This is a genomic window from Paenibacillus sp. Pae15, assembly GCF_024519685.1.
Lineage (GTDB): Bacteria > Bacillota > Bacilli > Paenibacillales > NBRC-103111 > Paenibacillus_G > Paenibacillus_G naphthalenovorans.
Genome location: NZ_JALJRM010000029.1, coordinates 41,107 through 60,857, shown reverse-complemented (window position 1 = coordinate 60,857; position 19,751 = coordinate 41,107). Strand labels below are relative to the sequence as shown.

At 47.1% G+C, this 19,751-nt stretch carries 30 protein-coding genes, 1 rRNA gene and 1 pseudogene; 3 read left to right on the top strand and 29 right to left on the bottom strand.

Annotated features, from left to right (window positions below; translation table 11 throughout):
- The 3 genes from NR121_RS20385 to NR121_RS20375 all read right to left on the bottom strand — a co-directional run.
- Positions 1 to 132: ribosomal RNA gene (locus tag NR121_RS20385) — 16S ribosomal RNA — on the bottom strand; the annotation flags it as partial.
- Positions 133 to 451: 319 nt separating this feature from the next.
- Positions 452 to 670 carry a hypothetical protein gene (locus NR121_RS20380; RefSeq protein WP_054818738.1) on the bottom strand — a complete coding sequence of 73 codons (219 nt, stop codon included), beginning with the start codon at positions 668 to 670 and terminating at the stop codon, positions 452 to 454.
- A 179-nt stretch (positions 671 to 849) separates the two neighbouring features.
- A complete protein-coding gene (locus NR121_RS20375) occupies positions 850 to 1,461 on the bottom strand; it encodes a stage II sporulation protein M (RefSeq protein ID WP_256831839.1) in 612 nt (203 codons plus the stop codon).
- A gap of 111 nt (positions 1,462 to 1,572) precedes the next feature.
- On the opposite strand from NR121_RS20375, the gene pdaB reads away from it, so the two are divergent.
- Positions 1,573 to 2,355 (top strand): polysaccharide deacetylase family sporulation protein PdaB, encoded by a 783-nt coding sequence (gene pdaB / locus NR121_RS20370; protein ID WP_054818737.1) that lies wholly within the window; start codon positions 1,573 to 1,575, stop codon positions 2,353 to 2,355.
- 29 nt (positions 2,356 to 2,384) lie between these two features.
- Here the strand turns inward: pdaB and NR121_RS20365 are convergent, their stop codons facing one another.
- On the bottom strand, positions 2,385 to 2,984 hold the full coding sequence (locus NR121_RS20365; protein WP_137671164.1) for a KinB-signaling pathway activation protein: 600 nt from the start codon (positions 2,982 to 2,984) through the stop codon (positions 2,385 to 2,387).
- 136 nt (positions 2,985 to 3,120) lie between these two features.
- Here NR121_RS20365 and gerD point away from each other — a divergent pair, with 136 nt between their 5' ends.
- Positions 3,121 to 3,771: a spore germination lipoprotein GerD gene (gerD, locus tag NR121_RS20360; protein ID WP_054818736.1), complete on the top strand. Its 651-nt coding sequence runs from the start codon at positions 3,121 to 3,123 to the stop codon at positions 3,769 to 3,771.
- Between the two features lie 26 nt (positions 3,772 to 3,797).
- Here gerD and NR121_RS20355 read toward each other — a convergent pair whose 3' ends face one another.
- The 4 genes from NR121_RS20355 to NR121_RS20340 all read right to left on the bottom strand — a co-directional run bounded on the left by NR121_RS20355 (position 3,798) and on the right by NR121_RS20340 (position 7,701).
- Positions 3,798 to 4,913, bottom strand: coding sequence for an Mrp/NBP35 family ATP-binding protein (locus NR121_RS20355; protein WP_062410388.1), 1,116 nt, complete (start codon positions 4,911 to 4,913; stop codon positions 3,798 to 3,800).
- Between the two features lie 55 nt (positions 4,914 to 4,968).
- Positions 4,969 to 5,727, bottom strand: a complete 759-nt coding sequence (cwlD, locus tag NR121_RS20350) for an N-acetylmuramoyl-L-alanine amidase CwlD (protein ID WP_062410387.1) — start codon at positions 5,725 to 5,727, stop codon at positions 4,969 to 4,971.
- Positions 5,728 to 5,798: 71 nt separating this feature from the next.
- Positions 5,799 to 6,974, bottom strand: coding sequence for a sulfate adenylyltransferase (gene sat / locus NR121_RS20345; RefSeq protein WP_074729643.1), 1,176 nt, complete (start codon positions 6,972 to 6,974; stop codon positions 5,799 to 5,801).
- Positions 6,975 to 7,008: 34 nt separating this feature from the next.
- Positions 7,009 to 7,701, bottom strand: coding sequence for a phosphoadenylyl-sulfate reductase (locus NR121_RS20340; protein ID WP_074729642.1), 693 nt, complete (start codon positions 7,699 to 7,701; stop codon positions 7,009 to 7,011).
- A gap of 324 nt (positions 7,702 to 8,025) precedes the next feature.
- Here NR121_RS20340 and NR121_RS25205 point away from each other — a divergent pair.
- Positions 8,026 to 8,595, top strand: a pseudogene (locus NR121_RS25205) (hypothetical protein); the annotation flags it as partial.
- A gap of 3 nt (positions 8,596 to 8,598) precedes the next feature.
- On the opposite strand, the gene rpsI reads toward NR121_RS25205, so the two are convergent.
- From rpsI to rplE, 21 genes are all read right to left on the bottom strand, one after another.
- Positions 8,599 to 8,991: a 30S ribosomal protein S9 gene (gene rpsI / locus NR121_RS20330; RefSeq protein ID WP_062410383.1), complete on the bottom strand. Its 393-nt coding sequence runs from the start codon at positions 8,989 to 8,991 to the stop codon at positions 8,599 to 8,601.
- Positions 8,992 to 9,009: 18 nt separating this feature from the next.
- Positions 9,010 to 9,447 (bottom strand): 50S ribosomal protein L13, encoded by a 438-nt coding sequence (rplM, locus tag NR121_RS20325; protein WP_054818733.1) that lies wholly within the window; start codon positions 9,445 to 9,447, stop codon positions 9,010 to 9,012.
- Positions 9,448 to 9,593: 146 nt separating this feature from the next.
- Positions 9,594 to 10,370: a tRNA pseudouridine(38-40) synthase TruA gene (truA, locus tag NR121_RS20320; protein ID WP_062410382.1), complete on the bottom strand. Its 777-nt coding sequence runs from the start codon at positions 10,368 to 10,370 to the stop codon at positions 9,594 to 9,596.
- A 106-nt stretch (positions 10,371 to 10,476) separates the two neighbouring features.
- Positions 10,477 to 10,842, bottom strand: a complete 366-nt coding sequence (rplQ, locus tag NR121_RS20315) for a 50S ribosomal protein L17 (protein WP_054818732.1) — start codon at positions 10,840 to 10,842, stop codon at positions 10,477 to 10,479.
- Between the two features lie 48 nt (positions 10,843 to 10,890).
- A complete protein-coding gene (locus tag NR121_RS20310) occupies positions 10,891 to 11,835 on the bottom strand; it encodes a DNA-directed RNA polymerase subunit alpha (protein ID WP_054818731.1) in 945 nt (314 codons plus the stop codon).
- Positions 11,836 to 11,963: 128 nt separating this feature from the next.
- The gene (rpsK, locus tag NR121_RS20305; RefSeq protein WP_013921137.1) at positions 11,964 to 12,359 is read right to left on the bottom strand and encodes a 30S ribosomal protein S11; all 396 of its coding nucleotides are present in this window, start codon (positions 12,357 to 12,359) and stop codon (positions 11,964 to 11,966) included.
- 19 nt (positions 12,360 to 12,378) lie between these two features.
- A complete protein-coding gene (gene rpsM, locus NR121_RS20300) occupies positions 12,379 to 12,747 on the bottom strand; it encodes a 30S ribosomal protein S13 (protein ID WP_062410381.1) in 369 nt (122 codons plus the stop codon).
- Between the two features lie 16 nt (positions 12,748 to 12,763).
- A complete protein-coding gene (gene rpmJ / locus NR121_RS20295; RefSeq protein ID WP_003333770.1) occupies positions 12,764 to 12,877 on the bottom strand; it encodes a 50S ribosomal protein L36 in 114 nt (37 codons plus the stop codon).
- A gap of 95 nt (positions 12,878 to 12,972) precedes the next feature.
- Positions 12,973 to 13,191, bottom strand: coding sequence for a translation initiation factor IF-1 (gene infA, locus NR121_RS20290; RefSeq protein WP_009676800.1), 219 nt, complete (start codon positions 13,189 to 13,191; stop codon positions 12,973 to 12,975).
- Between the two features lie 2 nt (positions 13,192 to 13,193).
- Positions 13,194 to 13,502 carry a KOW domain-containing RNA-binding protein gene (locus NR121_RS20285; RefSeq protein ID WP_054818730.1) on the bottom strand — a complete coding sequence of 103 codons (309 nt, stop codon included), beginning with the start codon at positions 13,500 to 13,502 and terminating at the stop codon, positions 13,194 to 13,196.
- Between the two features lie 8 nt (positions 13,503 to 13,510).
- Positions 13,511 to 14,263 carry a type I methionyl aminopeptidase gene (gene map / locus NR121_RS20280; protein WP_054818729.1) on the bottom strand — a complete coding sequence of 251 codons (753 nt, stop codon included), beginning with the start codon at positions 14,261 to 14,263 and terminating at the stop codon, positions 13,511 to 13,513.
- Complete coding sequence (locus tag NR121_RS20275; protein WP_062410379.1) at positions 14,263 to 14,913, bottom strand: adenylate kinase; 651 nt, start codon at positions 14,911 to 14,913, stop codon at positions 14,263 to 14,265. The genes map and NR121_RS20275 overlap by 1 nt, the downstream gene beginning before the upstream one ends.
- An 88-nt stretch (positions 14,914 to 15,001) precedes the next feature.
- Positions 15,002 to 16,303 (bottom strand): preprotein translocase subunit SecY, encoded by a 1,302-nt coding sequence (gene secY, locus NR121_RS20270; RefSeq protein WP_054818728.1) that lies wholly within the window; start codon positions 16,301 to 16,303, stop codon positions 15,002 to 15,004.
- The gene (rplO, locus tag NR121_RS20265) at positions 16,303 to 16,743 is read right to left on the bottom strand and encodes a 50S ribosomal protein L15 (RefSeq protein ID WP_054818727.1); all 441 of its coding nucleotides are present in this window, start codon (positions 16,741 to 16,743) and stop codon (positions 16,303 to 16,305) included. Before rplO ends, secY begins: the two co-directional genes overlap by 1 nt.
- Before the next feature lie 33 nt (positions 16,744 to 16,776).
- The gene (gene rpmD / locus NR121_RS20260) at positions 16,777 to 16,965 is read right to left on the bottom strand and encodes a 50S ribosomal protein L30 (protein WP_054818726.1); all 189 of its coding nucleotides are present in this window, start codon (positions 16,963 to 16,965) and stop codon (positions 16,777 to 16,779) included.
- A gap of 10 nt (positions 16,966 to 16,975) precedes the next feature.
- A complete protein-coding gene (gene rpsE, locus NR121_RS20255; protein WP_054818725.1) occupies positions 16,976 to 17,473 on the bottom strand; it encodes a 30S ribosomal protein S5 in 498 nt (165 codons plus the stop codon).
- Positions 17,474 to 17,503: 30 nt separating this feature from the next.
- The gene (rplR, locus tag NR121_RS20250; RefSeq protein ID WP_062410378.1) at positions 17,504 to 17,872 is read right to left on the bottom strand and encodes a 50S ribosomal protein L18; all 369 of its coding nucleotides are present in this window, start codon (positions 17,870 to 17,872) and stop codon (positions 17,504 to 17,506) included.
- A gap of 62 nt (positions 17,873 to 17,934) precedes the next feature.
- Complete coding sequence (gene rplF / locus NR121_RS20245) at positions 17,935 to 18,477, bottom strand: 50S ribosomal protein L6 (RefSeq protein WP_054818723.1); 543 nt, start codon at positions 18,475 to 18,477, stop codon at positions 17,935 to 17,937.
- 31 nt (positions 18,478 to 18,508) lie between these two features.
- Positions 18,509 to 18,907: a 30S ribosomal protein S8 gene (gene rpsH, locus NR121_RS20240; protein ID WP_054818722.1), complete on the bottom strand. Its 399-nt coding sequence runs from the start codon at positions 18,905 to 18,907 to the stop codon at positions 18,509 to 18,511.
- Between the two features lie 32 nt (positions 18,908 to 18,939).
- Positions 18,940 to 19,125, bottom strand: a complete 186-nt coding sequence (locus tag NR121_RS20235; protein WP_026326663.1) for a type Z 30S ribosomal protein S14 — start codon at positions 19,123 to 19,125, stop codon at positions 18,940 to 18,942.
- A 58-nt stretch (positions 19,126 to 19,183) separates the two neighbouring features.
- Entirely contained in the window at positions 19,184 to 19,726 is a 543-nt protein-coding gene (gene rplE, locus NR121_RS20230) for a 50S ribosomal protein L5 (protein WP_054818721.1), read from the bottom strand.
- Positions 19,727 to 19,751 lie beyond the last annotated feature (25 nt).

The following is a 19,751-nucleotide window of genomic DNA, read 5'->3' as shown; positions in this document are numbered from 1 at the left end:
GTTGCCTACGTGTTACTCACCCGTCCGCCGCTCCAGGAGGTCTCCCCTAAGGGTGCACCCCTAGCGCTCGACTTGCATGTATTAGGCACGCCGCCAGCGTTCGTCCTGAGCCAGGATCAAACTCTCCATCAAAGAAAAGCTGATTAGCTCATCATCTACTACTGGCGAGAATCTTTCGATTCTCTATCTTTACACTCACTCGTTGTTCAGTTTTCAAAGGGCAATTTCACGAATAAAACCTTGCTGTACAAGCCTTTTAAAGCTTGTCGTTTATTGTCACCTCGTTTAGCGGCGACTTTTATAATATAACACATTCACCTATCCGATTGCAAGCTTTTTTATTTTTTTGTTGGAACAGCTTGTTCGGTATAACGAGAACGAGTAATAAAATATCATATCTCATCCTCTGAAGTCAAGTCATTTGATACCTATTTTATGATTACATACGATTTTAATGATACATGCGATTCCTGGCATACTTCGAAATTTCTTTAGGAGAGGCTAATCGCGCATACATACGAAAGATTACTTTATATCTGGATTCAATCGCTTTTTTAATATCCGTATCGATTCTTTGATCATTCAAATCAAAAAGCATTTCGTCCAGTTCCTTACGCAGAACATAATTCAACTCTTTGCATTCCCGTTCATTGAATAAGAAGCCCAACATGCGGCAGCGTTAACCCCTCTCGACTTAAAATTCAGGAAACACAAACAAGACGGCAGCAGAAGTACGCAATGAACCTGAAAGGCCGAACTCCCACTGCATACCGTGATCTTCAAAACATCTTGCTCGTTTTATTGTTATGCACAGTTTTTGGAATATTTATGAGCGGACACACATTGTATTTATACCTGTACAAGCCACAACGTGAATGTACTTTCGATTAATGCGGCGACGAACAAGACAATAACAAGCATCACGCTAATCGGAACTAACGCTTTGACGAATGCACGAAGTTGTTCTCTTGCTTGCAGGGAACGTGAAGGACTGAAGATCGACAGGAACATTTTGAGCAACAGCATTCCAAGCCGGAGCCCTAAAGCACATGCAATAATAATAGCGGGAAGCTCCAAAATCCCGTGCGGAACAATCGCCTTGATTACAAAGAGCCAGGATTCTTTTTGTCCCGCCGCTACAGCTACATAGCCGAGTACAAGTCCATTTACAATCAGAAAAAATAAAGGGAATATTCCAAAAAGTACGCCCATGACTATGACAAGCAGCGATTTGGATGCATTATTCCAAAAGATCAACCAAAACAACGACCACTGCTGATTCGGTTTCTCCGCTAACGTGTCTGTAATTCGTTTCAACGCTTCCAATTGAGTGTTAATAAAAGCTTGAAATTGTTCCGAGTACAAAGCACCCATCAGCATCCCTACCAGAAACACCAGAACGGAAGCTATAAAATAATGCTTCATTAATTTTAATTGTTCTATGGCATGATTCCATTTCATCTGTGATCCCTCCGTATTTAAGCATAAGTTATTGGTACGAGCATACATTGTTACTAATACTTGATTAAACAAGCCTTTTCGATTCGAGGATGAGCAAAGGAGGCCAAGCATGTGAATTATTTTTATGTCTTCAGCGGCAAAAAGATAAAACAAGCGCTGATCATTACGGTTGCGATCCTGTTCGCTGCCGGTATTATTTACTCGGAAAGCGAGAATGTTTCCGTGTTTTCACAAAAGCCATCCGCCGTGTACAGCGTAGTAACCGACAAAAAAGTCGTGGCGCTGACCTTCGATATTAGTTGGGGGGATAAACGGACCGAGCCTATTCTCAAAATACTGGAAGATAAAGGGGTTAAGAACGCCACTTTCTTCCTGTCTTCACCATGGAGCAAGGAACATCCGGAAATTGTCAATAAAATTGTGAAAGGCGGTTGGGAAATTGGCAGCCACGGGCATAAACACGTCAATTACAGCAGTTTGAACGATGAAGAGATCCGTGCACAAATTCGAACGGCACACCAGATATTGAGTGAAGTCACCGGCACCTCTCCTCAGCTGATTCGATTGCCGAACGGCGATTTCGATAAGCGCGTGCTCCGAATTGCTGAAGAATTGAACTATTCTGTCGTCCAGTGGGATACCGATTCCATGGATTGGCAAAATCCAGGGGTAAACAACATCATCAACCGCGTAGTAAGCAAAGCTCATCCGGGAGATATCATACTGCTGCATGCCAGCGATTCCTCCAAGCAAACTCATGAGGCCCTACCGGTTATTATTGACCAGCTTCGAGAAAAGGGCTTTGAATTTGTCACGGTCAGCCAGCTCATGAAACTGGCGCAAGTGGATAACAAGCCACCGGTAGAGGATACCCTCCTGAAGCAAATTCATTAAAATAAAACTTACAAATAACATAAGAGCCGTTATAGCGGCTCTTTATTTGTTTGCAGTACTTTGGATAAAATTAAAATTTGCCATGCATTGCATGCAAACAGCGGAACCAACATAAATACCGTGGAGGCGGGATTATCCAAGCGAAGCGACGGAATGGCTTCAATCGCCGTGACCGCTATCATGAAAAACAACGTGGGAATCCAAGCGCTTTGATTCGTAAGCCTTGCCTTCCACCAAGATACAATCACTGAGGCGATTGTAAGAATGACAGGGAACACCAAGTATCCCACCCATGCCGATTGCCCATCGCTTTGCGCATACCGCAAATACACCAAATCAAACAGCACAATCACAATGATGATGACTTGAAGCATATCCCAAGTCCATTTGCGGCGAAACATTCCCATAAACAGGTAGCGAATAATAAGATATGCAAAAAAGCCCATCTGGCTAAGAACGCTGATCGTAGCACCGCCAAGAAACATGGTTAACATACTGAATCCGATTTCTTTGCCGCCAAGAGCCACTTGCTGATCCGAAAATTGCAAAACAAGCCCTGTGACGATGGCAGTGACCGCTCCAACCAAAAGAGTGGTCCAAAACAGGTAAAACCATTTTCTTATTGTCACAACCGTTACCCTCCAATATGTCATCTCAACAGTTAATTGTACCAACCTTCACAATAAAAAGCTAACGACAATTGTGTTAATCCCGCCATCCGTTACAAATACTATGGCTAAAATAATAAGAAAGGAGCCCTGACTAATGATCGCTCGATGGATCCGTGTAGTTCCCGTTCTTTTGATCGTCGGCGTCTTAACGGCTTGCGGTTCCGAGATTCAAGCTTCATCCGGCAACGGCGGTGCTACCTATAAGGATACCAAATCCATGGTACTCGACATACTGAAGACCGAAGACGGTCGAAAGGCTATTCAGGAAGCTACAATTCAACAGAACAGCAAGCTTCAAATCCTTTCTGCAGGCGATACACAGCAATTGCAATTGGCTGTGAAAGATGTACTGGTCGATACGGAGAATAGCCAGTTTCTTCAAAAAATGATCACCGATCCAAGATTTGCCGGACAGTTTGCAAAAGCCATCGAAAAGAATATGAAGCAGCTTCAAAAAGATCTAATGAAGGATCCGGAATATCAAAAACAAATGATGGATGCCATGAAAAGCCCCGATTTTGAGAATTTGCTGCTGGAAACCATAAAAAGTACACCCTATCGAACTCAAATGAAAGCCGTCATTCAAGAGTCTCTTCAAAGTCCCTTGTTCCGTTTGGAATTGATGAATTTAATGAAAAAGGTTCTTCAGGAAGAATCTGCCCCTAAGCAAGGACAACAATCCTCAGGAGGCGGTGGAGGAAATAGCGATGGAGGAAGTCAACAGGGCGGTCAGCAAGGAAGCTAAAAAATGAAATAAAGACAGGCCTTGGTTTAGGCCTGTCTTGTTCCTTCTAACTGACGAATCACTTGCTCTGCCACATCTTTGTAGATTTGCCCGGTTTCGGTATCCGCTTTGTAAACCGAAGGCGAATAATCCGGCTCCGATACATGATTATCCGGTACGCCGAGCGGGATTTGGGCAAGGAGGCTTGTATGCAGCTCCTCTGCAAGTTTCGCTCCGCCGCCACGGCCGAACACATAATCCTTATTTCCGCATTGACTGCAGGCATAATACGACATATTCTCAACCACACCGAGGATTTCATGATTGGTGTGAAGAGCCATCGCTCCTGCTCTGGCTGCTACGAATGCGGCAGTGGCATGAGGTGTTGTAACGATGATTTCTTTACTATGAGGAATCATCTGGTGAACATCAAGAGCAACGTCTCCCGTACCTGGCGGCAAGTCGAGAAGAATATAATCCAGCTCTCCCCAATCGACCTCGCTAAAAAAGTTGCGAAGCATCTTGCCAAGCATTGGCCCGCGCCATATGACCGGCGTATTCTCTTCCACAAAGAAGCCCATCGAAATGACTTTCACCCCGAAACGCTCAACTGGAGCAATACGGTTCTCCACAGCCTGAGGCCGCTCTTCGATTCCCATCATGTCAGGGACACTGAAGCCGTAGATATCGGCATCCACCAACCCGACCTTCTTGCCAAGTCTCGCTAATGCAACAGCCAGGTTCACCGTAACGGTCGATTTGCCAACACCGCCTTTACCGCTTGCAACGGCGATAAATTTCACACCCGATTGCGGGTCCAACACGTTCACGCCAGCCTTGGCAGCACCGGGAGCGGCCGCTTGCGACCCAGCCGCAACGCCCGTCTGCTGAACTTTGCGTGCCGCTTCGCTGCGTTCGAAATCGGAAAGCGGACGAAAACGGAGGTGCACCTGCTCCGTACCGATTTTTTTGAAAGCCGCCGTAATTTCTTGCTGCAGCCGCTGCTTATTTTCATCACTTTCATTGGAAAGCAAGACCGTAGCGGACACATGGTTTCCCTTGATCATGACATCTCGGACAAAATTCAAATCGGCTAAACTTATGCCATATTCAGGATCCTTCAACTGGCTCAATGAAGCCAGCAACTGTTCTTTGGTTACCACATCGTCACCTCGGCCGTTAATTATGATGTACGTTATTGCTTATTATACCACAAAATCAATCCGATCCCACTTTTTCCCCGGAATAGTAGCGCAGTATCCCTTGATAGATGGCGGCAGCCACTTTTTTCTGATACGCCGGATCTCTCAACAAAGCCGCTTCCGCAGGGTTGGACAAGAACCCCACCTCCACTAAAGCACTGGGCATCTGGAGTGTTTTCAGTAAATAAATCTCTTTATCTGCTTGCTTCGCCACCCGATCGGTATTCTTCAAGTTTTTCTTCATTTCGTCTTGAATTAAGGCAGCCAATGCAGCATTATCCCTATGATTCGGGTAAAAAAACGTTTGCGCACCTGACCATTTGGCCGACGGTATGCTGTTTAAGTGAATGCTTAAAAATAAGTCCGTCTTTGACTGTGAGATGAACTCCGCCCGTTTCAACAGGTCCTCCGTTTTGCGGCGGCTGTAGCCTCTGGTCGACGGATCCGCCAAATCCCTGTCATCCTCGCGTGTCATCACGACCAGCGCTCCCGCCTGCTGCAAATAATCCCGCAAATACTTGGCGATGGCCAGATTCACGTCCTTTTCATCCAGTCCGTCTTTACTGCGGGCTCCCCCATCCGGTCCGCCGTGCCCTGCATCCAAAGCTATGATCTTACCTGAAAGAGGCATTGTCCAGTAGGTCCATGTTTTGGTCGAAGGAAGCTCATATGTCAACATGAATAGCATAAGAGCGACCAATATGGCGGACATGACAATTTTGATTCCGCTGTGCATGGTCAGCCAGATCACAACCCTCTTTCTTCTTCGGAACATGAAAAATCCACCTCGCATCCCATAGACTCACTTTCATCTTATGGGACGAGGTGGACAATTAGACCAGCCGCTTATACCTGATATTCAGGCTCTTTCATACCTTCTATGAGCACTTCGGCCACTTCCGGACGGGTGAATTGCGGGGGAGGGCATTGACCTTCGCGCAGCAGCGCACGTACTTTTGTTCCCGACAAATGAAGGTGGTCTTCCTTGCCGTGCGGGCAAGTTTTGCTCGAGGCCATATTGCCGCATTTGGTGCAGAAAAAGCTGTGTTCGAAGAACAATGGTGTAATGCCGAGCTCTTCAGCCGTGAAGTTGCTGAAAATTTCCTGCGCTTCATAAGTACCGTAATAATCACCTACACCTGCATGATCGCGCCCTACGATGAAATGCGTGCAGCCGTAGTTTTTGCGGACTATCGCATGGAAAATGGCTTCACGAGGTCCCGCATAACGCATAGCGGCAGGGAACACGCCCAAAAAGACACGATCCTTCGGATAGTAGTTGTCAAGCAGTACAAGGTAACTGCGCATCCGTACGTCAGCCGAAATATCATCAGATTTGGTTTCGCCGACAAGAGGATTCAAGAACAGCGCATCCACGATTTCCATCGCGCTTTTTTGGATATATTCGTGGGCACGGTGAACCGGATTACGCGTTTGAAAGCCTACTACCGTCTTCCATCCCTTGTCAGAAAAGATTTTGCGAGTCTCAGCCGGATCAAAATAAAACTCCTCGAACTTCTCCGGCTTTGGACGGTTCAGAACCTGTACGGGTCCTCCGACATAAGTGGCAGGCTTCGTATACAGCTTTTGCACGCCCGGATGCTCCGTATCGTCGGTTTTAAAAACCTTGACGGCTTCATGCTTCTGGTCTACCTGATAGATGCTCTCCACTCGGATAATGCCGTAAATGACGCCATCCTTCTCTCCAACAAGCGCGGCCTCCTGGCCTGGCTCCAGATCTTTCGCGACCTCATCTTCAACACCCAGTGTAATCGGCAGGCTCCATACCGTTCCGTCAGCGAGCCTCATTCGTTCTACGACGGAATGGTAATCCTGTTTACCCATAAACCCTGTCAATGGGGAAAATGCGCCTACGCCGATCAAATCCAGATCTGAAATCGTCCACGCATTGATTCTTAGCGGAAACAAGTCTTTGGCATGCTCCAGCAGTCGATCTCTTTGCTCTCCCTCTACAATACGGTTAATTAATGTTCCTCCGTGCGGCCGAATGGTTTCTCCCATTTTTGACGTCCCTCCTATGTCCGAGAATTCTGTTTTATTTATGAAGTCCGCATTCCGTCTTCTCAAAGCCCGCCCAGCGACCAGCTCTCGGGTCTTCACCTGGTGCTACCGGACGTGTGCAGTGCTCGCATCCGATACTTGGGTAGTTGCGGTCATGCAGCGGGTTATAAATAATATTGTTGTTCCGGATATAATTCCATACATCCTCGGATGTCCAGCTTGCCAGCGGGTTGAATTTGACCAGTCCGAACTTCACATCGTACTCTACTTTTTTGGCGTTGGCACGTGTAGGAGCTTGATCACGGCGAATTCCCGTTATCCATGCATCATAATTTTTAAGTATATCGGTGAGCGGATCCACCTTACGAATATTGCAGCATTGCGTCGGATCGCTCTTCCATAATTCTTCGCCGTATTGCTGCGCTTGCTCTTCCAGGGTGAGCTTTGGAAGTACTTGTACAAATTCTACGCCATAACGCTGCTGCAGACGGTCACGGGTCTCATACGTTTCTTTAAAATGCACATTCGTATCAAGATAGAAAATATCGGTTTTCGGACTAATCTTTTGGAGCAGGTCGACAAGTACGACATCTTCCGCCCCGAAACTACAGGCAAGCGTAATATTCGGGAATCTTTCCACCGCAAAGGCTAAAAGTTCCTCAGGGCTCTTGTTCTCATATTCTTCAGCGGCTTGACGAATGAGTTCTTCTTTTTCAAATAAATTCATAATATAAGTACCTCCTATAAAATAATTCCGAGTATGTTAATGCGCTTTATTGTATTTGAATTTTATTATAACTCTTCATGACTTTTTGTCAAATTAAATTTTTCTTTACGATGGGCGTTTATCCTATTTTATTGCCTTATGACCTTTTCGGTGAAAAGAAGTTTGAGCCCATTGGTTGATTCAAGTACATTTAGAAGAGATTTCTATACTGGGAGGTATGATACGACTTGTCTTATGAAACCGTTGATTCTCTGGAGAAGTATTGGAGCTGGAGTTTTTGGGAGCCTAATCTGCTGCTGAATCGCTGCTGCTCTCTTTCCCAGATATGTGTTGTTTATTATCGCCGACCTTATGTGTCTAAGTAATGTAGGTTTGGAAGTAGGCCCCATTATTGCCGGTGCCGGGGTGATCGGATTGGCCGTAGGCTTCGGTGCCCAGACTTTGGTGAAGGATTTGATTACCGGGTTTTTTATTATTTTTGAGGACCAATCAGACTCGGCGGTCATTGAAAAAGCCGTTCATGCTATTTCGACACGCCTTATCGCAACGATGCCGCAGATGTTCCTGTTAGATGACAAAGGTCAGGCCGTTGAGCAGCCGCAGCTATATGGTATTCCGGATGTAGAAAATAATGCTCTTGGAGCTAAATATACCGTTACAAGCTTGGTTAAAGACGATCACTATTGGACGGCATGCAAGGAGATCCGAAAGGCTCTCGTCAATGAATTGAAATTGTCCGGCATTCACATCTCCTATCCACGCCGCGTAGAGCGTAAAGATTGGGACTACGAGCCGAAACACAATCCGTCCACCGTCCACGACCGGTTAACCGGATATTTATCATCATACAAAAAACCTCTCCGTGAAATGGAGAGGTTTTTCTTACAAGGATAAATATTAACGTTTCGAGAATTGAGGAGCGCGACGAGCAGCTTTCAAGCCGTATTTCTTACGCTCTTTCATCCGTGGGTCACGAGTCAGGAAGCCGGCTTTTTTCAAAGTACCGCGATATTCGGGGTCCACTTTGAGCAGGGCGCGGGAAATACCGTGACGGATGGCTCCGGCTTGTCCGGAAATACCGCCGCCATGCGCCAATACCAATACATCATACTTGTTCAATGTATCCGTTAGGTTCAGAGGCTGCTTTACGATCAGTTTCAATGTCTCCAAACCAAAGTAATCGTCCAAATTACGCTTATTAATAATGATACGGCCTTCACCCGGTACCAAGCGTACGCGTGCTACCGAATGCTTACGACGGCCGGTGCCATAATATTGTACTTGTGCCACAAGACAGTCCTCCCTTTATTAACCGCGAAGTTCCCAAACTTCAGGTTGTTGTGCTTGATGCGGATGCTCCGAACCGGCATATACTTTAAGCTTCAGCTTAATACGGTTGCCCAAACGATTCTTCGGAAGCATACCGTGAATTGCCAATTCCAGCATACGCTCCGGTTTGTTCTTCAGCATATCTCCAGCGGTGGTTACTTTCAAACCGCCTGGATACAAGGAGTGACGGTAGTACTTTTTATTTTGCAGTTTCTTACCTGTCAGGTTGATTTTCTCTGCATTGATGATAATGACGAAATCGCCGGTGTCAACATGCGGAGTGAATTGAGGCTTATGCTTGCCGCGCAGGATACTTGCCGCTTCGCTGGCCAGACGTCCAAGCGTCTTGTCCGTAGCGTCGATGATGTACCATTTGCGTTCAACTTCATTTGGCTTCGCCATATATGTGGTACGCATGAAATGTTCCTCCTAAATCTATCTTCATCACATTCGTTTTAATGTTCATAGGTTTAATAGTCGGATGGTCGTTTGCATGACCCGGGGCCGTGGGTTAGCCAGTCAAGAAACACCATTAGATATTCTACTACATTTAGCTGCAGTAATCAAGGCCGCAATGGCTCTTCACCATAAAAAACTTTCCATAACATCAAACCGTGCGGCATTGCAGTGGGTCCTGCCAATGAACGATCTTTGGCCTCCAGAATGCTTCGAATCTCAGAGCTTGACCGTTTGCCTTCTCCGATATCGATGAGCGTTCCTACGATAATTCGTACCATGTTGTACAAAAAACCATTACCGGTCAAATAGATATGCATAGCGAATGACTGCAGCTCCGTATCCATCGGCTCACATTCGATCCAGGCATCATAAATCGTCCTGACATGGCTTTGAGCCACCGTTTTAGTTGAACAAAAAGAAGTAAAATCATGTTCCCCTATCAACTGCTTTAAGCCGTCACGCATCGATTCGACACAGAGGGGGGCCGGATGATGTACCTCAAAGTGACTCCTGAATATATCGATATATTTGCCGCAGCGTATCGTATATCGATATGTCTTTCGCTTTGCCGATTTCCTGGCGTGAAACCCATCCTCTACCTGCTTTGCATCCCATACAAGGATATCCCGCGGAAGCCATGAATTCATCGCAAGGCAAAAGCGTTCAACGGGTATGCGGGAATGAGTATGGAAATTAATGACTTGACCCTTTGCATGAACCCCTGCATCCGTCCGGCCTGATGCGATAATTTTCAGTTCCTCGCCTGTCAATCGCAGCAATGCATGCTCAAGCTGGTCCTGAACCGTATTTTTCCCCGGCTGCGTTTGAAATCCATTGTACGCGGTACCGTCATAGCTGACGGTCATGCAAATGTTCCTCACGGCCAAGCCTCCCGTGCGTATTTCCGTTCACCGTTACCTGACTACAAAAAAAAGGGTTTCATCAGAATCCTAAGATCCCGTCCACCCTTTCCCATCCTTTTTTCTCTTAAGCCCGGTCTACAAGTTCCAAGTAAACCATCGGTGCTGCATCGCCGCGGCGAGGTCCCAGCTTCAAAATGCGGGTATACCCACCTTGACGTTCTGCGTAGCGAGGAGCCAAATCGGAGAAAAGCTTCTGAATGGCATCTTGATTGTCGTTCGCTGCTTCACGGCGAACGAAAGCAGCTACTTGACGACGCGCATGCAGATCTCCGCGCTTGGCCAAAGTGATCAGCTTCTCTGCGATCGAACGAAGTTCTTTCGCTTTCGCTTCCGTCGTTTGAATACGTTCATGTATGAATAAGTCGGTTACCAGGTCACGAAACAAAGCTTTACGCGCACTGGAGTCACGACCCAACTTTTGGTATGCCATGTGTGCAACCTCCTTCTGTTGAATTAATACCGTTCGCTTGCTTGAGAATTAATCTTCCATACGGAGTCCAAGACCAAGCTCTTCCAGCTTCTCCTGAACTTCCTCCAACGATTTACGACCCAAGTTACGAACCTTCATCATATCTTCTTCCGTTTTCGTGATCAATTCCTGCACCGTATTTATACCCGCACGCTTCAGGCAGTTGTAAGAGCGCACAGAAAGGTCCAGTTCCTCGATAGTCATCTCGAGAACCTTCTCTTTCTTGTCCTCTTCCTTCTCTACCATAATCTCGGCATCTTTGGCTTCATCGGTCAATCCGACAAAGAGCATCAGATGCTCCGTCAAAATTTTTGCGCCCAAGCTCACGGCTTCTTCGGGTCTGATACTTCCATCGGTCCAGACTTCGAGGGTTAGCTTATCATAGTTGGTGACTTGACCGACGCGGGTATTTTCCACGCTGTAATTGACACGGGTGATCGGAGTATAGATCGAATCAATCGGAATCACGCCGATCAGTTGGTCCTCGCGCTTGTTCTTATCCGCCGGTACGTATCCCCGGCCGCGGTTCGCATGAATTCTCATATGAAGCCGGGCGTCGGAGGCAAGCGTAGCAATGTGCAAATCCGGATTCAGAATTTCCACATCGCTATCGCCGCGAATATCGCCAGCCACAACAGTACCTTCACCTTCGGCATCGATCTCAAGAACCTTCTCCTCGTCAGAATGAATCTTTAACGATAGCCCCTTCAGGTTAAGGATGATCTCCGTAACATCTTCCACAACACCTGGAATCGTGGAGAACTCATGCAGAACGCCGTCGATTTGCACGGATGATACGGCCGCACCCGGTAAAGACGAAAGCAGGATTCTGCGAAGAGAGTTGCCCAGCGTAGTCCCGTAGCCTCTTTCCAAAGGCTCAACTACAAACTTCCCGTAGGTGCCGTCTTCGCTCGAATGTACGGTTTCTATTTTCGGCTTTTCGATTTCGATCATTGGTTAACCCTCCTTCAAACGTCGTTTCCCTCTGGATAACTTAAGACGTATAAGACGTGCAGTATGCCTATCCAAATAGTATTCTCACCTTTTGGATAAATATACCACTTGTACTTAGCAATCCTGAATTAGACACGACGGCGTTTTGGAGGACGGCAACCGTTATGAGGAATCGGAGTTACGTCTTTGATCAGGTTAACTTCGAGCCCTGCGGCTTGAAGGGAACGAATCGCAGCTTCACGGCCTGCGCCTGGTCCTTTAACCATAACCTCAACGGCTTTCATCCCATGCTCCATAGCAGCCTTCGCAGCGGACTCGGCAGCCATTTGAGCGGCAAACGGAGTGCTTTTACGCGAGCCTTTAAAGCCAAGATTACCGGCACTAGCCCAAGAAATCGCGTTTCCGTGCGGGTCAGTAATAGTGACAATCGTATTGTTAAACGTGGAGCGGATATGTGCCACTCCGGAGTCGATATTTTTCCGGTCACGACGTTTGGTACGAACAACTTTTTTTGGTTTAGCCATTTATGCGTTACCTCCTTTACTATTTTTTCTTATTAGCTACAGTACGACGAGGTCCTTTACGCGTACGAGCGTTTGTTTTCGTCCGTTGACCGCGAACAGGCAAGCCGCGGCGATGACGAACGCCACGATAGCAGCCGATCTCGATGAGACGCTTAATGTTCAATGCGATTTCACGACGCAGGTCGCCTTCCACTTTCAACGTTTTGTCGATCACATCACGGATTTTGCTTACTTCATCCTCCGTTAGATCGCGAACGCGAGTGTCGGGATTAATACCAGTTTGAGCAACAATCTTCTGAGCGGTAGTGTTACCGATACCGAAAATGTAAGTCAAAGCGATGATTACCCGTTTGTCACGAGGTAAGTCTACACCAGCAATACGTGCCATTTATACCTGCACCTCCTTAACCTTGTTTTTGTTTGTGCTTCGGATTTTCACAGATTACCATAACGTTCCCTTTGCGGCGAATGACTTTGCATTTTTCGCAAATCGGCTTGACCGATGGTCTAACCTTCATGGTGGTTACCTCCTAAGAGTTTTTCGTTAGAAAAACTTTCTTCGTAAGCATAAGCAGCGTTTTTCAAGAGAAAAACTTACTTCGTAAGATTACATTTATTTAAAACGATAGGTTATACGGCCTCTGGTCAAATCATAAGGCGAGAGTTCGACCGTCACTTTATCACCAGGCAGGATCCGGATAAAGTGCATTCTGATTTTCCCGGATACATGAGCAAGTATCTTATGACCGTTCTCCAGTTCCACTTTAAACATTGCATTCGGAAGAGGTTCAATCACTGTACCTTCAACTTCAATTACATCTTCTTTGGCCACAGTCATTCTCCTTTCTCTAGCGCTTCTTCAGATAAATTGTCCACATAGCTGTAGAGTGCAAAACGTAATTTGCCATTCGTGACACGTCCGGTCTCACGCAGACTATCAGCTACTTCCGAACTGACCGCCGGCAGGAGATCAAGATGAATGATATTTTTCTTCTTGGGTTCATCGAATTTCCGTTTTCCGCCGTCCGCAATCCACACGTATCGTTGGTCTACGACGCCGATAATGACGGCGTACTTCCCGGAATCACGCCCCCGATTCACCCTTACGATTTGTCCGATGACAGGCATATTCGATGGTTCCATGGTAAAGCCTACTTACCGGGAAGCGTCAAAATTTCGTAACCGTCTGCCGTAATCGCTATGGTATGCTCGAAATGAGCGCACAGTGTGCCATCCACCGTGACGACCGTCCAATTGTCTTCCAAGGTTCGAACATATCGTTCCCCTACATTGACCATTGGTTCGATCGCAAGCACCATACCGGGCTTTAGCCGCGGGCCGTGACCGGCCGGGCCGTAGTTCGGAATTTGAGGCTCCTCGTGAAGCTCGGTACCAATCCCATGTCCTACATACTCCCGGACAACCGAAAAACCTTCACTCTCAATGCACCTCTGAATAGCGTTAGATATCGTGTACAGCCGGACATCCGGTTTGGCTTCGGCAATTCCTGCGTAGAGCGACCTTTCGGTCACCTCCAGAAGCTTCCTTGCCGTGTCGGAGATCGTCCCGACACCGTAAGTCCAAGCGGAATCTCCATGGTAGCCCTTATACTGCGCACCGATGTCGATACTAATAATATCGCCATTCTTCAGCTTTCTTTTGCCGGGTATGCCGTGAACCAATTCATCGTTGACTGAAGCACAGATACTTCCGGAAAAACCATTGTAACCTTTAAAAGACGGAATTGCGCCCTGACTTCGGATATAATCCTCAGCGATTTGATCGAGCTCTTTGGTTGTAATATCGGGCTGAATGTGTTTTTGAAGCAGCAGGTGAGTTTCCGCAACAATCCGCCCAGCCTCCCGCATCAATTCCAATTCAGCTTCAGATTTACAAATGATCATTACGCTTGCCCTCGCAATAGTGAACTGATTTGTGCAGTAACCGTATTTATCTCTTGCTCACCGTTAACCTCACGCAATATTCCCTTGTTACGATAGTACTCCAAAAGCGGAGCGGTTTTATTGATATACTCGTCCAAACGAGTCCCTACTTTTTCTTCGTTGTCATCCGAACGTTGATACAATTCACCTGAACATTTGTCGCAAACATTTTCACGTGCAGGAGGGTTAAACAAGATATGATACGTAGCTCCACAAGATTTACAAATTCTACGACCCGTCAGACGGGCAAGCAATAAATCCCGGTCCACTTTCAGGTTAATCACATGCTCGATGCTTTTACCCAGCGATATCGCGATACCATCCAGCGCCTCCGCTTGAGAGATGGTCCGGGGAAAACCGTCAAGCAAAAATCCTTTACTGCAGTCAGGCTGCCCAAGTCTTTCACGAACAATCCCGATCGTAATTTCATCCGGGACAAGCAAACCCTGGTCAACATATTTCTTCGCTTCAACCCCGAGCGGCGTCTCCTGCTTCATCGCCAGCCTGAATGCATCACCGGTTGAAATATGCGGGATCTGAAACTCGTCAACGATTCGTTCCGCCTGGGTACCTTTACCTGCACCAGGAGGCCCCATAAAGATGATGTTCATCACGATTTCCTCCCCTACTCGCATCATTTGATGCTAACAGCACAATAGGTGCCGATAGCTTTGAAAAACAGCTATCAGTACCTATTCACTATTTGTTAATGAAACCTTTGTAATGGCGTTTGATTAACTGGCTTTCGATTTGCTTCATCGTTTCCAATCCTACACCGACGACGATCAGCAAGGATGTGCCGCCAATCTGCACGGATTGAGGCAAGTCGGCCAATGCACCAAAGATGATTGGAAGAATGGAAATGGCAGCCAGGAAAAGCGCCCCGGACAAAGTGATTCTTGTCATTACCCGCGTCAGGTAAGCCGATGTCGTTTTGCCTGGTCGAATTCCCGGGATATAGCCGCCGTTCTTCTTCATCTGGTCCGCCATTTGTACTGGGTTAATCTGTACAAAGGTGTAGAAGTAAGTGAATCCGATGATCAGTAAAACATACAACACCATCCCAAGCGGATGTGTATAACTCATATTCGTGATAATCCAATCGGCAACCGGATTGCCTCTCCAGAAGCTTGCAATTGTCGGAGGAAACACCAAAAGCGAAAGCGCAAAGATAACCGGAATGACACCCGCCGCGTTAACTTTGAGCGGAATATGCGTCGATTGGCCTCCGAACATTTTGCGCCCGACCACTCGCTTAGCATATTGTACAGGGATTTTACGCACGCCCTGCTGGACGAAAATCACACCGGCAATCAATGCAATGACCACGAGCGCAATAATCACGAGTTTCACTAAGTTAAGGAAGAGCGCCCCGCCGGCATCAACAAATTGCGTTTGATAAATTTGCTGTATACTTGTCGGAATGGCAGCTACGATGCCTGCAAAGATGATAATGGAAATACCATTTCCAATGCCATTCTCGGTGATTTGTTCCCCTAACCACATCAGAAAAGCAGTGCCCGCCGTGAGAACGATAGCAATCAAAGCATAGGTCGCAAATGTCGGATTGATAACCAGTCCGGTGTACAGACGATTAAAACCGATCGCAAGTCCGAACGCTTGAATGATGCCCAGCACGATGGTCCCGTAACGGGTAATCTGCCCTAACTTTTTTCGGCCTGCTTCTCCTTCTTTCGCCCATTGTGCAAATCTGGGAATGACATCCATAGAGAGCAGCTGCACAATGATCGATGCCGTGATATAAGGCATAATCCCCATCGCAAAGATGGAGAATTGGAACAGAGCGCCGCCGGAAAAAGTATTAAGCAACCCGAACACGCCGCCTTGACTGGCTTGGTCTTGGAGCTTCAGAATGTCCGTGTTGATGTTAGGTACCGGAATAAAAGCACCAATCCTGTAGACGATCAGCACAAGTAAGGTGAAGATGATACGTTTGCGCAGATCCTCTACTTTCATAATATTGGATATGGTACGAAACATTAAATCACCTCGGTTTGACCGCCTGCAGCCTGAATTTTTTCTACCGCAGATTGGGAGAATTTGTTGGCCTTAACGTTCAATTTAACCGTGATTTCACCGTTACCCAAGATTTTGATACCGTCTCTTGGATTTTTCACGATGCCGGATTCAAGTAAAGTCTCCGGAGTAACTTCCGTACCCGCTGCGAATTTGTTCAAATCCTCAACGTTGACAACAGCAAATTCCTTACGGAAATAGTTGTTGAATCCACGTTTTGGCAAGCGACGATAAAGCGGATTTTGACCGCCCTCAAATCCTGGACGAACACCGCCGCCGGAACGCGCATTTTGACCTTTATGACCACGAGTTGCCGTTTTTCCCATACCGCTGCCCACACCGCGTCCTACGCGCTTGCGGGAACTGCGTGAACCAGGAGCAGAAGTAAGCTCATGCAATTTCATCGTTCGCACCTCCTCTAGCTATATGGTAGTCTATTAAGCTTCGATTTCTTTAACTTCCACCAAGTGATTGACTTGGTTTACCATTCCGCGAATCGCGGCATTGTCTGCTTGGGTTACAGTTTGATTCAGCTTGCGGAGCCCAAGTGCCGTAACTGTACGACGCTGAGTCTCAGGACGACCGATCAGGCTGCGCTTGAGGGTGATTTGCAATTGCTTAGCCATGGTATCCCTCCTAACCTAAGAGTTCTTCAACGGTTTTACCGCGAAGCTTAGCCACGTCTTCCGCACGCTTCAGACGACCCAAACCTTCCAAGGTAGCGTTGACCATGTTAATGGAGTTCGAAGATCCGAGGGACTTCGTCAAAATGTCGCCTACGCCAGCCAGTTCGAGCACGGCACGAACCGGGCCGCCCGCGATCACTCCTGTACCTTTGGAAGCAGGTTTAAGCAGAACTTTACCTGCGCCGAAGTGTCCGGTCACCAGATGAGGAATTGTAGTTCCGACGATAGGAACGTGAATCAGGTTTTTCTTTGCATCTTCAATACCTTTACGGATCGCGTCAGGTACCTCGGAAGCTTTACCGATTCCAGCGCCTACCCAACCTTTGCCGTCGCCTACAACCACGAGTGCGCTGAAGCTGAAGCGGCGACCGCCTTTTACTACTTTAGCAACGCGGTTAATATGAACGACTTTTTCAGTCAGCTCTAAAGTATTGGGATCAATACGCAAGTCCTTTACCTCCTTATGTGTAAATTTAGATTAGAATTCAAGACCTGCTTCACGAGCAGCGTCTGCAAGTGCTTTGACACGACCGTGATACAAATATCCGCCGCGGTCGAAAACCACTTTATCGACACCGACTTTTTTGGCGCGTTCAGCGATCAATGCTCCAACCTTCGTAGCCGCTTCGATGTTGCCGCCGTTACGGATGCCCTCTCTGAGCTCCTTGTCTTGCGTGGAAGCGGAGGCAAGTGTAACGCCTTTAACATCGTCGATCAATTGGGCATACATATGCTTGGAGGAACGGAAAATGTTGAGACGAGGACGCTCAGCCGTTCCTTGAATTTTCTTGCGCACGCGAAGATGTCTTTTCAAACGCGCTTTATTTTTATCGACTTTGGTAATCATTCTTGTGTCACTCCTTTCGAGTTGGATCAGAAACATTAGCACGCAGTGTCCATTACGCGGCCTTATTTCTTCTTACCGGCTTTACCTTCTTTACGAAGAATACGTTCGCCTTCGTACTTGATACCTTTACCTTTATACGGCTCAGGCTCACGAACAGAACGGACTTTAGCGGCAGTTGCGCCTACCAGCTCTTTATCGATTCCTTTAACGATGACTTTCGTGTTCGAAGGAACTTCGAATTCGATGCCGTTTTCCGGCTCGATTTCTACCGGGTGCGAGTAACCTACGTTCAACACCAGCTTGTTGCCGGATTTGTTCGCACGGTATCCTACGCCAACCAACTCGAGACTTTTAGCAAATCCGTCCGTTACTCCGCTCACCATGTTTTGCACAACACTGCGCGTCGTACCATGGAGAGAACGGTGCAATTTATTATCTGAAGGGCGCTCTACTGTAATGACATTGCCCTCAACGTTGATCTTCATATCTCTATGCAGTTCACGGCTCAAAGTGCCTTTAGGTCCTTTTACCGTAATCAATGTGTTATCAATAGTCACGTTTACTCCGCTTGGGATCGTGATTGGTTTGCGACCAATACGGGACATGTTCTGCACCTCCATTCATTCAAAATCTTTATTACCAAACGTAGCAGATAACTTCTCCGCCGGCTTTGGATTGACGAGCTTCCTTGTCCGTCATCACACCTTTGGATGTGGACAGGATGGCGATACCCAAGCCGCCCAGTACGCGAGGCACCTCTTGGCTCTTCGCATAAACGCGCAGGCCTGGCTTGCTGATTCTTTTCAGACCAGTGATAACGCGCTCGTTGTTAGGGCCGTATTTCAAGAATACGCGGATAATACCTTGCTTGTTGTCTTCGATATATTCAGCGTCACGAATGAAGCCTTCCTTCTTGAGGATCTCAGCAATTTCTCTTTTGATCTTCGAAGCCGGAATTTCCACAGTCTCATGACGAACGACGTTAGCGTTGCGAATGCGTGTAAGCATATCTGCAATTGGATCGGACATAACCATGTGTTGAAACCTCCTTCCCGAAACTATGAGTTTTACCAGCTTGCTTTCTTCACGCCAGGAATCTGGCCTTTGTATGCCAATTCGCGGAAGCAAATCCGGCAAATTTTAAATTTCCGAAGCACGGAATGCGGACGACCGCAGCGTTCGCAGCGCGTATAGGCCTGCACCTTAAATTTAGGAGGACGCTGCTGTTTGACCTTCATCGAAGTTTTTGCCACTTCAGTTTACACCTCCTGGGGTTTCCGTTGGGATCCGGCACTCGGGTGCCTGTCCTGATTATTTGGAAAACGGCATGCCTAATTGTGTTAACAATTCACGGGACTCTTCATCCGTTTTAGCTGTTGTTACAATGACGATATCCATGCCGCGGACCTTGTCTACTTTGTCGTATTCAATTTCCGGGAAAATCAACTGTTCTTTCAATCCGAGCGTATAGTTGCCGCGGCCGTCAAATGCTTTGGTAGATACGCCGCGGAAGTCGCGCACGCGCGGAAGAGCAACGTTAAACAATTTGTCCAAGAAGTGGTACATACGCTCGCCGCGCAATGTTACTTTCACGCCGATCGGCATATTTTCACGCAGTTTAAAGCCTGCGATTGATTTTTTCGCTTTTGTGATCACCGGCTTTTGACCAGAGATCAATTGCAGATCTTGTACAGCAGTATCGAGCACTTTAGAGTTGGAAACCGCCTCGCCAACGCCCATATTGATAACTACTTTCTCAATTTTAGGAACCTGCATCACCGTGGTGTAATTAAATTTTTGCATCAGAGCAGGAGTAATTTCGTTCAGAAAACGATCCTTCAATCTTGCAGCCATGAATCCGAGTGCCTCCTTTCTTACC

What these genes read in the sequence shown, in the direction of transcription:
- NR121_RS20380 (WP_054818738.1), bottom strand. Translation starts at nt 670, where the DNA reads ATGTTGGGCTTCTTATTCAATGAACGGGAATGCAAAGAGTTGAATTAT.
- NR121_RS20375 (WP_256831839.1), bottom strand. Translation starts at nt 1,461, where the DNA reads ATGAAATGGAATCATGCCATAGAACAATTAAAATTAATGAAGCATTAT.
- gerD (WP_054818736.1), top strand. Translation starts at nt 3,121, where the DNA reads ATGATCGCTCGATGGATCCGTGTAGTTCCCGTTCTTTTGATCGTCGGC.
- cwlD (WP_062410387.1), bottom strand. Translation starts at nt 5,727, where the DNA reads ATGTTCCGAAGAAGAAAGAGGGTTGTGATCTGGCTGACCATGCACAGC.
- sat (WP_074729643.1), bottom strand. Translation starts at nt 6,974, where the DNA reads ATGGGAGAAACCATTCGGCCGCACGGAGGAACATTAATTAACCGTATT.
- NR121_RS20340 (WP_074729642.1), bottom strand. Translation starts at nt 7,701, where the DNA reads ATGAATTTATTTGAAAAAGAAGAACTCATTCGTCAAGCCGCTGAAGAA.
- rplM (WP_054818733.1), bottom strand. Translation starts at nt 9,447, where the DNA reads ATGCGTACCACATATATGGCGAAGCCAAATGAAGTTGAACGCAAATGG.
- rplQ (WP_054818732.1), bottom strand. Translation starts at nt 10,842, where the DNA reads ATGGCATACCAAAAGTTGGGTCGTGACTCCAGTGCGCGTAAAGCTTTG.
- NR121_RS20310 (WP_054818731.1), bottom strand. Translation starts at nt 11,835, where the DNA reads ATGATCGAAATCGAAAAGCCGAAAATAGAAACCGTACATTCGAGCGAA.
- rpsK (WP_013921137.1), bottom strand. Translation starts at nt 12,359, where the DNA reads ATGGCTAAACCAAAAAAAGTTGTTCGTACCAAACGTCGTGACCGGAAA.
- rpsM (WP_062410381.1), bottom strand. Translation starts at nt 12,747, where the DNA reads ATGGCACGTATTGCTGGTGTAGACTTACCTCGTGACAAACGGGTAATC.
- rpmJ (WP_003333770.1), bottom strand. Translation starts at nt 12,877, where the DNA reads ATGAAGGTTAGACCATCGGTCAAGCCGATTTGCGAAAAATGCAAAGTC.
- NR121_RS20285 (WP_054818730.1), bottom strand. Translation starts at nt 13,502, where the DNA reads ATGGAACCATCGAATATGCCTGTCATCGGACAAATCGTAAGGGTGAAT.
- map (WP_054818729.1), bottom strand. Translation starts at nt 14,263, where the DNA reads ATGATCATTTGTAAATCTGAAGCTGAATTGGAATTGATGCGGGAGGCT.
- NR121_RS20275 (WP_062410379.1), bottom strand. Translation starts at nt 14,913, where the DNA reads ATGAACATCATCTTTATGGGGCCTCCTGGTGCAGGTAAAGGTACCCAG.
- secY (WP_054818728.1), bottom strand. Translation starts at nt 16,303, where the DNA reads ATGTTTCGTACCATATCCAATATTATGAAAGTAGAGGATCTGCGCAAA.
- rplO (WP_054818727.1), bottom strand. Translation starts at nt 16,743, where the DNA reads ATGAAATTGCATGAGCTTACTTCTGCTCCTGGTTCACGCAGTTCCCGC.
- rpmD (WP_054818726.1), bottom strand. Translation starts at nt 16,965, where the DNA reads ATGGCTAAGCAATTGCAAATCACCCTCAAGCGCAGCCTGATCGGTCGT.
- rplR (WP_062410378.1), bottom strand. Translation starts at nt 17,872, where the DNA reads ATGATTACCAAAGTCGATAAAAATAAAGCGCGTTTGAAAAGACATCTT.
- rplF (WP_054818723.1), bottom strand. Translation starts at nt 18,477, where the DNA reads ATGTCCCGTATTGGTCGCAAACCAATCACGATCCCAAGCGGAGTAAAC.
- rpsH (WP_054818722.1), bottom strand. Translation starts at nt 18,907, where the DNA reads ATGGTTATGTCCGATCCAATTGCAGATATGCTTACACGCATTCGCAAC.
- rplE (WP_054818721.1), bottom strand. Translation starts at nt 19,726, where the DNA reads ATGGCTGCAAGATTGAAGGATCGTTTTCTGAACGAAATTACTCCTGCT.